Source organism: Alteromonas sp. 07-89-2 (assembly GCF_013113925.1).
GTDB classification, from domain to species: Bacteria; Pseudomonadota; Gammaproteobacteria; order Enterobacterales; family Alteromonadaceae; genus Alteromonas; species Alteromonas macleodii.
The window spans coordinates 1-14,495 of record NZ_VTYM01000029.1 but is presented as its reverse complement, the minus strand read 5'-3'; the positions used below and the strand labels follow the sequence as shown (position 1 = coordinate 14,495).

General features: G+C 43.2%; 13 protein-coding genes. 7 read left to right on the top strand and 6 right to left on the bottom strand.

Annotated elements, in window-relative coordinates:
* The first annotated feature begins 78 nt into the window (after nucleotides 1-78).
* The 6 genes from dapA to F0261_RS16760 all read left to right on the top strand — a co-directional run bounded on the left by dapA (nucleotide 79) and on the right by F0261_RS16760 (nucleotide 6,843).
* Complete coding sequence (dapA, locus tag F0261_RS16785) at nucleotides 79-963, top strand: 4-hydroxy-tetrahydrodipicolinate synthase (protein WP_061485944.1); 885 nt, start codon at nucleotides 79-81, stop codon at nucleotides 961-963.
* Between the two features lie 12 nt (nucleotides 964-975).
* On the top strand, nucleotides 976-2,079 hold the full coding sequence (gene bamC / locus F0261_RS16780; RefSeq protein WP_014979413.1) for an outer membrane protein assembly factor BamC: 1,104 nt from the start codon (nucleotides 976-978) through the stop codon (nucleotides 2,077-2,079).
* Between the two features lie 12 nt (nucleotides 2,080-2,091).
* A complete protein-coding gene (gene purC, locus F0261_RS16775; RefSeq protein ID WP_014949658.1) occupies nucleotides 2,092-2,805 on the top strand; it encodes a phosphoribosylaminoimidazolesuccinocarboxamide synthase in 714 nt (237 codons plus the stop codon).
* 187 nt (nucleotides 2,806-2,992) lie between these two features.
* The gene (locus tag F0261_RS16770) at nucleotides 2,993-3,868 is read left to right on the top strand and encodes a DMT family transporter (RefSeq protein ID WP_171338509.1); all 876 of its coding nucleotides are present in this window, start codon (nucleotides 2,993-2,995) and stop codon (nucleotides 3,866-3,868) included.
* Between the two features lie 120 nt (nucleotides 3,869-3,988).
* Nucleotides 3,989-4,444 (top strand): GGDEF domain-containing protein, encoded by a 456-nt coding sequence (locus F0261_RS16765; protein WP_367613872.1) that lies wholly within the window; start codon nucleotides 3,989-3,991, stop codon nucleotides 4,442-4,444.
* A 65-nt stretch (nucleotides 4,445-4,509) separates the two neighbouring features.
* A complete protein-coding gene (locus F0261_RS16760) occupies nucleotides 4,510-6,843 on the top strand; it encodes an EAL domain-containing protein (RefSeq protein ID WP_171338508.1) in 2,334 nt (777 codons plus the stop codon).
* Between the two features lie 37 nt (nucleotides 6,844-6,880).
* Here F0261_RS16760 and F0261_RS16755 read toward each other — a convergent pair whose 3' ends face one another.
* Both F0261_RS16755 and F0261_RS20020 read right to left on the bottom strand, forming a co-directional pair.
* A complete protein-coding gene (locus F0261_RS16755) occupies nucleotides 6,881-7,978 on the bottom strand; it encodes an NADH:flavin oxidoreductase (protein WP_171338507.1) in 1,098 nt (365 codons plus the stop codon).
* Nucleotides 7,979-8,450: 472 nt separating this feature from the next.
* On the bottom strand, nucleotides 8,451-8,621 hold the full coding sequence (locus F0261_RS20020) for a hypothetical protein (protein WP_253819445.1): 171 nt from the start codon (nucleotides 8,619-8,621) through the stop codon (nucleotides 8,451-8,453).
* A 326-nt stretch (nucleotides 8,622-8,947) separates the two neighbouring features.
* On the opposite strand from F0261_RS20020, the gene F0261_RS16745 reads away from it, so the two are divergent.
* Nucleotides 8,948-9,190 carry a DUF2164 domain-containing protein gene (locus tag F0261_RS16745; protein WP_171338506.1) on the top strand — a complete coding sequence of 81 codons (243 nt, stop codon included), beginning with the start codon at nucleotides 8,948-8,950 and terminating at the stop codon, nucleotides 9,188-9,190.
* A gap of 82 nt (nucleotides 9,191-9,272) precedes the next feature.
* Here the strand turns inward: F0261_RS16745 and F0261_RS16740 are convergent, their stop codons facing one another.
* The 4 genes from F0261_RS16740 to nrdA form a co-directional block, all read right to left on the bottom strand.
* On the bottom strand, nucleotides 9,273-10,010 hold the full coding sequence (locus tag F0261_RS16740; RefSeq protein WP_171338505.1) for an SDR family oxidoreductase: 738 nt from the start codon (nucleotides 10,008-10,010) through the stop codon (nucleotides 9,273-9,275).
* A gap of 114 nt (nucleotides 10,011-10,124) precedes the next feature.
* On the bottom strand, nucleotides 10,125-10,397 hold the full coding sequence (yfaE, locus tag F0261_RS16735; protein ID WP_014949650.1) for a class I ribonucleotide reductase maintenance protein YfaE: 273 nt from the start codon (nucleotides 10,395-10,397) through the stop codon (nucleotides 10,125-10,127).
* A 12-nt stretch (nucleotides 10,398-10,409) separates the two neighbouring features.
* Nucleotides 10,410-11,540: a class Ia ribonucleoside-diphosphate reductase subunit beta gene (nrdB, locus tag F0261_RS16730; protein ID WP_014949649.1), complete on the bottom strand. Its 1,131-nt coding sequence runs from the start codon at nucleotides 11,538-11,540 to the stop codon at nucleotides 10,410-10,412.
* A 123-nt stretch (nucleotides 11,541-11,663) separates the two neighbouring features.
* Nucleotides 11,664-13,985, bottom strand: coding sequence for a class 1a ribonucleoside-diphosphate reductase subunit alpha (gene nrdA / locus F0261_RS16725; RefSeq protein WP_014949648.1), 2,322 nt, complete (start codon nucleotides 13,983-13,985; stop codon nucleotides 11,664-11,666).
* Nucleotides 13,986-14,495: the final 510 nt, after the last annotated feature.

Here is a 14,495-nt window from a genome sequence, read left to right as displayed (position 1 = left end):
TGTCATTTTACTTGCGCTATTACTTGTGTTTAAGCACCGACATATTTACCATGTGCGCTCACATTTTTCGGAGAGATTATGTTTACTGGTAGTTACGTAGCACTCGTCACGCCGATGTTCGAAAACGGCGATATTGATTACAAGTCTTTAGAGAAACTTGTGAAGTTTCATGTAGAGCAGGGCACCCACGGTATAGTGTCGGTTGGAACTACTGGTGAGTCAGCAACGCTACCTTTTGATGAACACATCAATGTGGTTAAAGAAACCGTTGCAATGGCATCGGGAGCAATTCCGGTTATTGCCGGCAGTGGCGCAAACTCTACGGCAGAGGCTATTTTTCTTACAGAGCAATTAGGCTCTACAGGTATAGACGGTTTCCTTAGCGTAGTACCTTATTACAATAAGCCTCAACAGGCGGGTATGGTCGCGCACTTTAATGCAATTGCAGACGCTAGTGAATTACCTGTTATTCTTTACAATGTGCCAGGCCGCACCGTAGCCGACATGCTGCCTGAAACGGTGGCTAAATTAGCAACGCACAAAAATATCGTTGGTCTTAAAGACGCGACTGGCAATATTGCACGCCTTAAGGCTACTCAGCCTTTGGTTCCCGATGACTTCGTTTTACTTAGCGGCGATGACGGTTCAAGCTGCGAGTTTATGTGTGAAGGCGGTCATGGCGTTATCTCCGTAACGGCTAACATAGTGCCTAAAGCAATCGCACAAATGTGTGAAGCTTCGCTAGAAAATAATTTTGATAAATGTCGCGATATCGATGAAACCATTAAATTACTTCACAGCGAACTATTTATTGAACCAAATCCAGTAATGCCGAAGTGGGCATTGTATAAAATGGGCATGATGGAAAGCGCAGTTATGCGATTACCTATGGTTTTACCGGAACTATCAAGCCAAAAACGTATCGAAGAACTACTAAAAAAATACGCATTGATTTCTGGTTAATAAGGAACACAGATGAAAAGAACGCTGGCTATAGCAAGTTCAGTAGCGATGGTTGCACTTGCAGGTTGTTCAAGCCAAATAGATAGAAAGACCGCGTCTGGCAGCTACGAATACTTAAAAACTAAAGAACAAGAATCGCTAAAAGTACCTTCTGATTTAGATGCACCTGCTTTTTCTCGTGATTTTGCATTACCTGACTTAGGCCAAGAGGCCGACCCGAAGCTAGTGGGCAAATCTTTGATGGTTCGTTCGCCTGCGCTTGTTTTACCATTAGTAACTGGCTCCCACATTGAAGAGGGTAAAAGCTCAGCGACTATCTGGTTTGACCAGGTTGACGATAGCCAACCGTTGAGTAGAGCAATTTGGAACTCGCTTTTAAGTTTCTTAGATGAACAAGGTATCGGTGTAGATAGCTTTAGCCCAGAAGAGAAAGTGCTGGTTACTGACTGGATGGTGATAACTAAAGAAGTCGAAGGTCCTTGGTATAGCTTTACAGATGAAGAAAGCGAAATCGGTCGACGTTTTGAATTCAGCTTAGACGTTAAACCTCACGGCCGTAGTGCTGCGCTTACTGTTGAATTAAAGGACTATATGCAAACATTGGGCAACGATGTGGTTGCAGAAGTCTCTTCAATGGAAGAACGTCGCGAAGAAGTTGAGGTGTTGAACCAAGTTATTGGTCACTATGAGTACCAAATTCAGCTAGCAGAGACACGAAGAATTGCTCGTATCCGTCAGGGTATCAATACCGAGATGGGTTTTAATGCCGATGGTGATGCGGCGTATATCGTAGAAGCTAAGTATGATGTAGCGTGGCCAAGAATGCTGTTGGTACTGCGTAAACTTGGTTTTGATGTTAAAGATTTAGATAAATCAAACGGCCTATTATTTGTCACTTACAATGGTGATCAAGGTAGTTGGTGGGATGGTTTATTCTCAAGCGATAAAGAGTTACTAAAGAAAGGTGACTATCGTTTGAAAGTTGCAAGAGCGGGTGCAGATCGCACGTCAGTTACCTTCATGAATAATGAAAGTGTACCGTTTGAAGCAAATCAGGTTTCCGACCTTTACAGTGCATTTGCTGAGGTCATGTCAGAAGATAACCTTGATATATAACTGAGACTGAGAATGGAAAAACGCGACGAGCTTTACCGCGGTAAAGCAAAAACTGTTTATTACACTGATGATAGCGATAAACTTATTCTTCACTTTAGAAACGACACTTCGGCGTTTGATGGTGAGAAGATTGAACAGCTAGAACGCAAAGGTGAAGTAAACAACAAGTTTAATCACTTTATTATGACAAAGCTTGAAGAAGCAGGCATTGCAACGCAAGTTGAGGCGCTGGTTTCTGACACTGAGTCTTTGGTTAAGAAGCTCGACATGATCCCTGTTGAGTGTGTGGTGAGAAACTTGTCTGCTGGCTCTTTAGTTCGCAGACTGGGTGTGGAAGAGGGCAAAGAGCTTAACCCACCTATTTTCGAGTTTTTCTTAAAGAATGATGCACTTCACGACCCAATGGTAAATGACTACCATATTTTATCATTTGGTTGGGCAACCGAAGCGCAAATTGCTGAAATGAAAGCATTGACCTTCAAGGTTAACAGTGTTTTGAAAGCACTCTTTGATGACGCGGGTATGTTGCTTGTAGACTATAAACTAGAGTTTGGTGTCGACAAAGATGGCAATATCGTACTAGGTGATGAGTTTACACCAGATGGCTGTCGCTTGTGGGATAAAGAAACCCGTAAGAAGATGGACAAAGACCGCTTTAGACAAGGTTTGGGCTCTGTAGTCGAGACATATATTGAAGTGGCCGAGCGCTTAGGCTTATCGCTTTAAAACTCTCATCAAGTAATGACTAATTTAAGAGGACCTTTCGGTCCTCTTTTTCGTTTTAGGCAGTTTGGCCTGTCGACGTCGTTGTAAAATATTGTCTCTTAAGTTTTAGCATTTACTTTTCGATGCATTACGGGATAAGTTAGTGTACTGCTAAGCATTTTTGCGTTTAAAACTAGGGAGATTCGGTTTGTTGAAAACCTTTGTATTGGTCGCTATTGCCATGATTGCATTTGCTGCTAATTCGCTACTTTGCCGCATGGCTCTTGCTAATACCGATATAGATCCTGCTAGTTTTACTATCTTGCGTTTAGCGAGCGGGGCGATAGCGTTATTACTTTTGTCTTCTTATTTCCAACGTCGCAAAAGTGGGAGCGTGCCTTCTCAAGGCCTTTTTCATGGCCTAAAAAACAACGCCAGCGTACTCGGTGGCATTTCGTTGTTCGTTTACGCTATCTGCTTTTCATATGCCTATATTTCAATGTCCACGGGAACGGGGGCACTTTTATTATTTGGTGCCGTGCAACTCACTATGATTTCCGTAGGGTTGTTCAATGGCGAGCGGTTTATAAAATGGCAGTGGTTGGGGTTTGTGTTGGCATTTTTAGGCCTTGTTATCTTACTGTTGCCTAGCGCGGCAGCACCGCCTCTTTTAGCAGGCGCGGTTATGGTTTTGGCGGGTATGGCCTGGGGCGTCTATTCGCTTTTGGGTAAAAAAAGTAGCTCAGCCCTATTATCTACATCGGGTAATTTCGTCTTTGCAGCGTTTTTCTGTGTTCCTTTGGTTGGGGTGGTTTGCTTCGTGGGCACAGATAATTTTGTCTTAGACAGCGAGGGTGTTTATTACGCGCTTGCATCAGGGGTGTTTGCATCGGGTTGCGGATACGCTATTTGGTACAGCGCGCTTCCCCTTATCAAATCAACCACCGCCGCGACAGTGCAACTGAGCGTGCCTGTCATAGCATCGCTGATGGGGTGGATAGCGCTTGGTGAGCCACTCACAATGCAGATCCTGGTTGCTTCAATAGCTACGTTGGGTGGCATCTACTTGGTTATAAAAAAATAGCGTTTTATACGCTACGTTTAAAACAGCAAAAGCGTTATTTTCCGCCGTAGCGAAATAATTCTATATAAGTTTAAAGGGGGAGCGTTTACGCGTATTTTTGCACTAAAGAGCAATATTTGAATTTTCCAACAAGCAACGGCGGATAGTTACCGCTACAAGCGTTCGTTGTCAGTGGTGATGATCGATATCGATTTTTTTAAACGTATCAACGACACTCTCGACCACGACATGGGTGATAAAGCGATTAAGCACGTAGCAAAAATTTTAAAAATGTCTTCGCGTAATGCAGATTGCGTAGCGCGCACTGGCGGCGAGGAATTCGTACTGTTATTGCCTGATACCGACCCCGACCCCGACCCCGACCGCGCAGGCGCCTTCAAGTTAGCTGAAAAGTTAAGAGATCGAATAAGTAAAAAACCTCTAGATGTGAACGGGAAGTTTATTGATATCACTGTTAGTGTGGGTGTATCTTATGTAAAAGAACATCATGACACTATTGAGTCAGCACTATCGGAAGCCGATGACGCATTATACAAAGCCAAAGAGAGTGGCAGAAATAATGTTCAACTGGCTTAACCACGCTATTGAAAGCGTGTTGCACAATGTGCGCAATTCGACCGTGTTCGATTTAGGAGTGAGTTGTGCGCACACCCCCGACTATTGTAAATGAAAATGAGAGGCTGGCCGCACTCAACAAACTGAGAGTGCTCGATACCCCACCAGAAGAGCGCTTTGACCGTATTACTCGACTAGCGAGTAGCATTTTTAATTGTAGTTTCGCATCGGTCACATTTGTCGATGACAGTAGGCAGTGGTTTAAGTCGGCTATTAATCTCGATATGACTGAAACAGAAAGGGATGTCGCGTTTTGTGCCCATGCTATAGCGCAGGACAAAACCTTAGTCGTTCCAGATACTCAAGAGGACCCTCGCTTCAAAAATAATCCTTATGTGGTTGGTTATCCTCACATTCGCTTTTACGCGGGTGTTAGGCTGATGATAGAAGGGTTTGCGGTGGGAACGCTATGTGTGTCAGATAATAATCCAAAAATATTCAATTGCGTTCAAATACAGCAATTAGAGCAGCTTGCAAAACTTGTAGAGTCGGAACTACAGCGACAAGAATTCAATGATCTCTCAACTCAATTGGAGGAGTATCAATTTAAGCTAGCTCAAACACAAAAAATCACCCGGGTGAGGAGCGCTATTTTAGAGAAAGTGGTAAATGCAGAGTCATTGCATACCGTGCTCCACGACATTGTGAATGCTATAGAGGCCGAATACACAGATCAAATTTGCAGTATCCTGCTATTAGAAGATGGCAAGCTGAAAAAGGGTGCTGCGCCTTCTTTACCTGACTTTTATAACGACGCTATCGATGGCGTTGAGTTTGGTGTAGGCAGGGGATCATGTGGAAATACAGCCGCAACGAACTTACCGACCATTGTTGAAGATATCAGTACGCACCCCTTTTGGATCGATTGGAAAGATTTAGCATTGCGCGCTAGTGTATGCTCTTGTTGGTCACAGCCAATACAAGGAGCTAATGGTGACGCTATTGGTACTTTTGCAATTTATCATAGAGAAAAAGCAGTACCGACAGCGGAAGAAATGCGCTTAATCGAACAGTTCGCGCATATCGCTAGCATCGCTATTGAAAGAGAGCTGGCGAATCAACTTATATGGAAGCAAGCCAACTTTGATTCTTTGACAGGACTTCCTAACCGAAACCTTATGTTGGATCACTTGCAGTTAGCCATTAAGGCTGCCGATAGAGAGAGCGATAAGGTAGCAGTGATATTCTTAGACCTTGATAATTTCAAAGATATTAATGACACGCTTGGTCACGATATAGGTGATAAGCTTTTAATTGAGAGCGCCAGAAGAATAAAGCAGTGTTTGCGTTCAGATGACACCGTTTCCCGATTAGGCGGTGACGAATTTGTCATTATCCTAAACGGCATTAAAGGCCTAAGTTCTATAGAACTGGTCGTACAAAAGCTACTTGGCGAGATCGTAAAACCTTATAGTTTAGAGCTGGAACGTGTGCATACTAGCGCGAGCCTAGGTGTCACCTTATATCCGGACGACGCAAAAGATGTCAAAGGCCTGTTAAAGAATGCCGACCAAGCGATGTACGGTGCTAAAGATCTCGGTAAAAACAACTATCAGTATTATACCCACGACATGCAAACTGCAGCAATCAAGAGAATGACCTTGTTGAATGATTTGCGCTATGCAGTTAAGAACAAAGAATTGTTTATTGAGTACCAGCCAATTGCATGTTTCAGTAGCCAGAAAGTGATGAAAGCTGAAGCGTTACTTCGATGGCAGCATCCCACGAAGGGGAGAATTACACCTGATGAATTTATTCCACTTGCTGAAGAATCTGGACTCATCATTGATATCAGTAATTGGGTATTTAATGAAGTCTGTGCCAATATCAAACAATGGAAAGCCCAAAACCGTCAAGAGCTGCAGGTGAGTATTAATACGTCACCTAGCCACTACTTCAATTTAGAATCTAATATAACTCAATGGTTAAACCTGCTTTTAGACCAGAAGATCTCTGCGCGTTCTATACTTCTTGAAGTCACGGAAAACTTATTAATGGAAGCCAATGAGATGGTGTCCAAGAAGCTTTTCCAGTTTAGGCAAGCAGGCGTTGATATCGCGTTGGATGATTTTGGTACAGGTTACAGCTCTATTTCTTATTTAAAGCGCTTTCCTACAGACTTTATCAAGATTGACAGGAGCTTTGTGAAGTCGATGACTGACGTTAGCAATGATAAGGTGCTGTGCGAAGCCATTATTGTGATGGCGAATAAACTCGGAATAAAGGTAGTAGCGGAAGGTGTCGAGACACAAGAACAATACGATATTTTAAAAAGCATGGGCTGTGATTATGCGCAGGGTTATTTCATTGCAAAACCGCTCAGCAAATCAGACTTCGAGTCCTTTTGGGAGAAGCACTAGCGCAACTTTGCCGCGCTAGTGCTTAATTTAATCGGGCTTAAGAGAGCGTTGCTAACGCTTTACCAGAGTATTGCTCTAGTTCGTTGGTGCGGTTTTCTTTTATTTTGTTTGCCCAGTTCGGATCTTGTAGTAGCGCTCTTCCTACAGCAACCAGATCAAATTCGCCAGCGTCTAAACGTTCAAGTAAATCATCGACTGAGCGAGTGCTGGAATCTTGCCCTTTGAATGCGCCGAAGAAGTCGTCATTCAGGCCAACTGACCCTACCGTTATGGTGGGCTTTCCTGTTAATTTTTTCGTCCAGCCTGCAAGGTTTAAATCACTGCCTTCAAATTCGTTTTCCCAATAGCGGCGCTGAGAACAATGAAAAAGATCTACACCAGCTTCACTTAGCGGAAGAAGAAACTGTTCTAGTTCTTGGGGCGTGTGCGCTAAACGAGCGGTGTAATCTTGTTGTTTCCACTGCGAATAACGCAGTACGATCGGAAAATCGGGACCGGTTGCATCACGTATGGCTTTAATTATTTCAACCGCAAATCGTCCACGATTTTCCATGTTACCCCCCCAACTGTCGGTTCGCTGGTTTGTACCTTCCCAGAAGAACTGGTCGATTAGATAACCATGAGCACCGTGAATCTCTATTCCATCCATACCGAGAGTTTTGGCATCTGCTGCTGCTTGTGCAAAGGCAGTAATCACGGATTCAATGTGTTCAACGGTCATAGGTTCAGCGCCCTGTTTTCCTGGTTTGAATAAACCTGAAGGCCCTGCACTTGGAAGTTCAGGATAAGGCGCTTTTTCCGCTATCCTCGCCATACCCACGTGCCATAGTTGAGGCATAATTTTCCCACCGACACTGTGAACTTGATCTACCACATTTTTCCAACCGGCTAGAGCTTGATCGCCATGGAATTGAGGGATATTTGAATCCATCGTAGCGACATTATCGTTTACTGTGGTGCCCTCGGTGATAATCAAACCTGTGCCACCTTGAGCGCGGCGCTTATAGTAGCCAGCTACGTCGTTGGTAGGTACGCCGTTAGGCGAAAATTGACGAGTCATGGGGGCCATAACGATTCGGTTGGTTAACGATAGGTTGCCCTGTGAGTAAGGCTTAAACAGTGCGTTAGCTGCCATTTTTTGTTCCTGATTTCTTTATTGCAATTGGGGCCGTTTGTACTTTCATCATAGAAAATGAAACGCCGCCATTATTATAGAAGTGTTAAACAAGTCATTAAGTTGGGGATTGTTGAGTCTTGATGTTACAACAAAGAATAACTGGCTCTAGTATATCCTGCGTGATGTGTTGCAGGAATAACATGATGGCTATCCAACTAAAAAACTATGGTCGATTCCAGATACTACTGTCGAGTGAGGGCAAGTCAATTTTCAAATGTTGATAGTAAGCCATAAGTAAAAGTGAGCTAAGAGCTCCATATCAGAAGCTCTCTTTCAGCTATGAGCAGGCTTAATCTAAAATCTCTACAATTTCCCTTGTGGCTTGAATAAGGCGTACCACTTTGTTTTCAATACGAACTGTTACTAACCCGTCTTCTCCCAAAGGCACAATGATACGGGCATGGTTGTAAATATCACGATCTAAACGATTTCAAACGGCTAGCTTTTTTTCCCAACCCGGCGGTAATTCACCTGTTCGTTCATACTTCTTCTCTATACCCGGAGGGAGTGATTTATCTTTATGAGGGTTAGGGTTGGCGCAAGCAGGTAAACTATTTGCTGCTAGTACGGTTGTTATTCCGATAATAGGTAGAACTTTCATTGTTAACCTCGCAAATTACGTGAAAGCGATGCCCCATTTTGATGTAATTATCTACGCAAACTATTGCGGTAGTGCTTTGAACAAAAGGGCATGTTGACTCTGCATTAAAATAACTGTTTTTAGACAATCAGCAATTAAAAATAGAGAAGCCTACAAGGTGTATACGAAAATCATACCAGGCCGAGTCTAAATGCTAAAAAAATCTAAAATTAGGCGTGCGGCGTGTTAACGTTAAAACGTTTATAATTGCTAACGAGCAAGAAAAACGATAGTTGAGTCTAAAACAAAGAACGTGACATTTTATAAGTGACAAATGAAGGATGACAATGAGTGATATTGCATTTACCCGTGAGGAAAAAGACGCGCTAGTCGCTAAACTGCAACGATATTTTGATGATGAATTAAGCGTGGAACTTGGTCAATTTGACGGAGAATTTCTTATCGACTTCATTAGTAAAGAAATGGGCGCATCGTTTTATAATAAAGGCGTAAACGACGCGAGAGCCGTTGTTGCATCTCGCTTACAGGTCATTGATGAAGAATTGTATGCCATCGAAAAAGTACTTTAGATTCAGAAACAAATTAAGCCTGCAATTGCAGGCTTAATCATTAGACGGCCAATCAATACCATTTCGTTAGAAATGAGCTGTATTAGAGTTCCTGACGGGTAGGTCTGATGATCATTTCGTTTATGTCTACGTCGCCAGGCTGCTCTATGGCAAACGTTACTGCACGTGCAATAGCATCTGCATCGATAGCATCGTTATACATATCATCTGCCATTTGCTTTGAGTCTTTGTGAGAAATGTGGTCAGTAAGTTCTGTCGCCACTGCACCGGGTGAGATGTTGGTAGAGCGAATTTCACCATTTGACTCCCTGCGAATGCCTTCACTTATTGCTTTAACAGCGAATTTAGTTGCGCAATAAACCGTTGCTCCAGGGAACACAACATGACCTGCCACAGAGGAAAGATTGATAATATGCCCGCTTTTTTGCTCTCGCATTTGTCCTAATACAGCTGCTACTCCATACATAACGCCTTTTATGTTTACATCTATCATCTGATCCCACTCGTCAACTTTCATCTCGTCAAGCGGAGCGAGCGGCATAAGACCAGCATTGTTGACGAGCACGTCAATACGCCCATAGGCATCTATGGCAGCTTTCGCAAGCGCCTTGACTTCATCCTTTTTCGTGACATCTACCGTTTGATAAGTAGCTTGGCCACCTGAAGATTCAATTTCATCTACAAGTTTTTTAAGACGGTCTTCACGGCGGGCGGCCAACACTAATTTAGCACCTTTATCCGCAAGCATTTTCGCCGTTGCTTCTCCAAGTCCGCTACTTGCACCTGTAATGATGACAACTTTTCCAGAAACTTCGCTCATAACATTATCCTTACGTTTGATTAGTGTTAAGTTGCTACGTAAAACTATTGAAGTGGATTACTCTAACGCGCAGAAACACTGTGAGAGTGATAGTAAGAGCGATGAATGAAGATTTTACAGCGGTACTTTTATTTTTAGCGGGCATTTAGCCACGCAACAACAAGGAAGAATTTCATCGTCGTCAATGAAGGCGAGGGGATCTGTGGTGTACTCAACTTCGCCTTCAATTAGCTTTGTGCGGCATGCACCACAAAAGCCTTCACGACAATGGTAGTGAATATGAACGTCCGCTGCTTCAAGGGCGTTTAAGATAGTGGAATCAGAAGGGGAAATAATCGCCCCCACATCGACAACGTCGATGCGGAGTGATTTATCGTTGCTGCTCATTAAGCTGTAGTTTTACAGCTCAAAATCAGCAAAGTCGTCTTCGCTCACGGCAGAGTCGATTTGACCAACAAGATAAGAGCTGATTTCAGACTCTTGAGGTGCCACTTGCACGTTGTCTGAATTCAAATAGTTATTCATCCATGGAAGTGGATTACTGCTTATCTCGAACGGGGTGTCTAGACCAATAGCAGACATACGTTGATTCGCAATGTACTCAACGTACTGGCAAAGAATTTCTTTATTCAAACCAATCATTGAGCCGTTTTGGAACAAGTAGTCAGCCCACTGCTTTTCTTGCTCAACAGCGTTCATGAAGATAGCACGCGCTTCTTCTTTACATTCTTCTGCAATTTGCGCCATTTCAGGGTCATCTTTACCCTTAGCCCACAAATTAAGGATATGCTGTGTTGAAGATAAGTGCAGATTCTCGTCACGGGCAATCAAACGAATAATCTTAGAGTTACCTTCCATCAGCTTCCGCTCAGCGAAAGCGAATGTGCAGGCAAAAGACACGTAGAAACGGATTGCTTCCAGTGCGTTCACCGAGTTCATGCATAGGTAAAGCTTCTTCTTAAGCTCATACATGTTGATAGTGTGTGCAACACCATTCACTGTATGTACGCCTTCACCCTGTGTTTGCCAAAGCTGAGTGGCGAAAATGAGATCATCGTAATATTTAGAAATATCAGCAGCACGTCGCTTAATTTCGTCATTCACTACGATATCTTCGAATATTTCGCTTGGGTCTGAGAACAAGTTTCTCAAAATATGGGTATACGAACGTGAGTGAATAGTCTCGAAGAAAGACCATGTTTCAACCCAAGTTTCTAACTCTGGTAGTGAAATAATAGGTAAGAACGCGATGTTCGGACTACGGCCTTGCACCGAATCTAACAGGGTTTGGTACTTAAGGTTTGAAATAAAGATGTGCTTTTCTGGGTCGGTCAATTTTTGGAAATCAACACGGTCGCGAGAAACGTCAACTTCTTCAGGGCGCCAAAAAAAGCTAATTTGCTTCTCAATAAGCTTTTCGAATATGGCATGCTTTTGCTGGTCGTAGCGTGCAACGTTTACGGGGTTACCGAAAAACATCGGCTCGATCAATGGATTAGTACTTTGCTGATTAAACGTAGTGTATTTCATGATGGCCTAACTAAAAACTTAATGATTAACGCGTATTATTGTTTGTGTTCTTGCTGCGAAACGTTAATGGCAAATGCAGTTAACTCCTTTTATGCATTTGCCATTTAAACAGGGGGGCGTGATCTAAATCTTACACGCACCACCTGCACAATCATCATCTTCCTCTACAACCACTTCTTCTTGACGTGGCATAGGCTCGCTCGCTTTAGCATCGAGAGCAGAGGTGTCTGACGCGCCGTCGCGAGTGTTATGATAGTAAAGTGTTTTAACACCCAGTTTATACGTAGTAAGAAGGTCCTTAAGAAGAAGCTTCATTGGTACCTTGTTACCTTCGTAACGGCTTGGATCGTAGTTGGTATTCGCTGAGATAGTTTGGTCGATAAACTTCTGCATGATACCAACAAGTTGTAGGTAACCATCGTTTGAAGGAATATCCCAAAGTAGCTCGTATTGGTCTCTTAGCGTTTCGTACTCAGGTACAACTTGCTTAAGAACACCATCTTTGCTCGACTTAATGCTGATAAAACCACGCGGTGGCTCAATGCCGTTTGTCGCGTTAGAAATCTGAGAAGACGTCTCTGACGGCATTAATGCTGACAGCGTAGAGTTACGCAAACCGTGAGTTTTGATTTCTTCACGAAGTGCATCCCAGTCGTAATGAAGTGGTTCATTACATACGCTATCAAGATCTTTCTTGTAGCTATCAATTGGCATGATGCCTTGAGAATAGGTGGTTTCGTTAAACTTAGGACACGCACCTTTTTCTTTCGCAAGATTGTTCGACGCTTTAAGTAGATAGTACTGCATTGCTTCGAATGTGCGGTGAACTAGACCGTTCGCACTGTGATCAGAATATTTAACGCCATTTTTAGCAAGGTAGTATGCAAAGTTGATAACACCAACACCCAGCGTACGACGTCCCATTGTTGCGTTATACGCAGCAGGAACAGGATAGTCTTGGTAATCAAGCAGGTTATCTAGCGCACGTACTGCAAGGTCAGACAACTCTTCAAACTCGTCCAGTGACTTAATCGCACCTAAGTTAAACGCTGACAGCGTACATAGTGCAATTTCACCGTTCTCATCATTAACGTGCTGAAGCGGCTTAGTAGGTAGCGCAATTTCAAGGCACAGGTTGCTCTGACGAACTGGCGCAACTTCTGGGTTAAACGGGCTGTGCGTATTACAGTGGTCAACGTTTTGTAGATAAATACGACCTGTGCTTGCACGCTCTTGCATGAACAAGCTGAATAGCTCCATGGCTTTAATTTGCTTTTTGCGGATGCTGTCGTCGTTTTCGTATTTAACGTATAGCTCTTCAAACTTCTCTTGGTCAGCGAAGAAGGCATCGTAAAGACCTGGAACGTCAGACGGGCTAAATAGTGAGATATAGCCGTCTTTCATCATGCGCTGGTACATTAGTTTGTTGAACTGAACGCCGTAATCTAGGTGACGTACACGGTTTTCTTCAACACCACGGTTGTTCTTAAGCACTAACAGTGATTCAACTTCCATATGCCAGATAGGGTAAAACAGCGTAGCAGCGCCACCACGAACACCACCTTGTGAACAGCTTTTAACGGCTGTTTGGAAGTATTTGTAGAACGGAATACAACCCGTATGGAATGCTTCACCGCCGCGAATAGGGCTACCTAGTGCGCGAATACGGCCTGCGTTTACACCGATACCAGCACGCTGGCTTACGTATTTAACAATGGCACTTGCCGTTGCATTGATTGAGTCTAAGCTATCGCCGGTTTCGATAAGTACACATGAGCTAAACTGGCGAGTAGGCGTACGTACGCCAGCCATAATAGGTGTAGGCAATGACAGCTTGAATGTTGAAGCGGCATCGTAGAAGCGGCGGATGTAGTCCATACGCGTCGCTTTGTCATAATTTGCGAAAAGGCATGCCGCCACTAAGATATATAGGAACTGTGCACTTTCGTAGATTTCACCTGTAACTCGGTTTTGAACTAGGTATTTACCTTCAAGCTGTTTAACTGCAGCGTAGCTGAAGTTCATGTCTCGCCAATGGTCGATATACGAGTCCATTTCAGCAAATTCTTCAGGCGTGTAGTCTTCAAGCAAGTGCTTATCGTATTTGCCCATATCAACCATCTTACCCACATGCTCAAGTAGGGCAGGCGGCTCAAATTGACCATAGGCTTTTTTGCGAAGGTGGAAAATGGCCAAGCGCGCAGCTAGGTATTGATAATCTGGCGCATCAGTAGAAATAAGATCTGCCGCTGATTTGATCAGCGTTTCATGGATCTCGCTAGTATTGATACCGTCATAAAACTGGATTTGTGCTTTGATTTCAACTTGTGAAACTGAAACGTTTTTAAGTCCTTTGGCTGCCCATGTCACGACTTTGTGGATTTTCTCTAAGTCGATGGACTCTTTTTCACCATTGCGTTTGGTGACTAATAAGTTGTTGTTCATGTTACTGGCCGTTTGTCTGTTAGCGCTTGATGCGTGGGCTATGTAATGCCCATTTTCATTTTTAATTTATTGAGTGTGAGTGACATTATCACCATTGGCTCACGCCAGATAACAACACACACGAAAGCGGCCTAAACCAATACTGAAAGTACAAAGTAGAGACTGCTCATTTAATTTTTTCACTGCATTTATATTTTCAGCGAGGTTGATGTCACACACTGCATATGGCATTGCCATAATCCCGTTAGCGATCTGTGCGATCCCAGAAAATCTGCATTGGGATCACGTGCTGAATTAAACACAAGATAGTGAGGTTTTAGTCTTAATGCAACCCAATATCTGGTGGTATTTCAAGCACTCAATCTGGCATGAAATTTATGTTAGTAACAACTAACTTTTTAGCGTTCTACAAGCGTAAAATATCTGGATTGCAAGCATTTTTAATTATTTCTTCGACATAAAAATTAATTTATTCTTAGAAAATAGTTTTTATATAAACACGATATATGG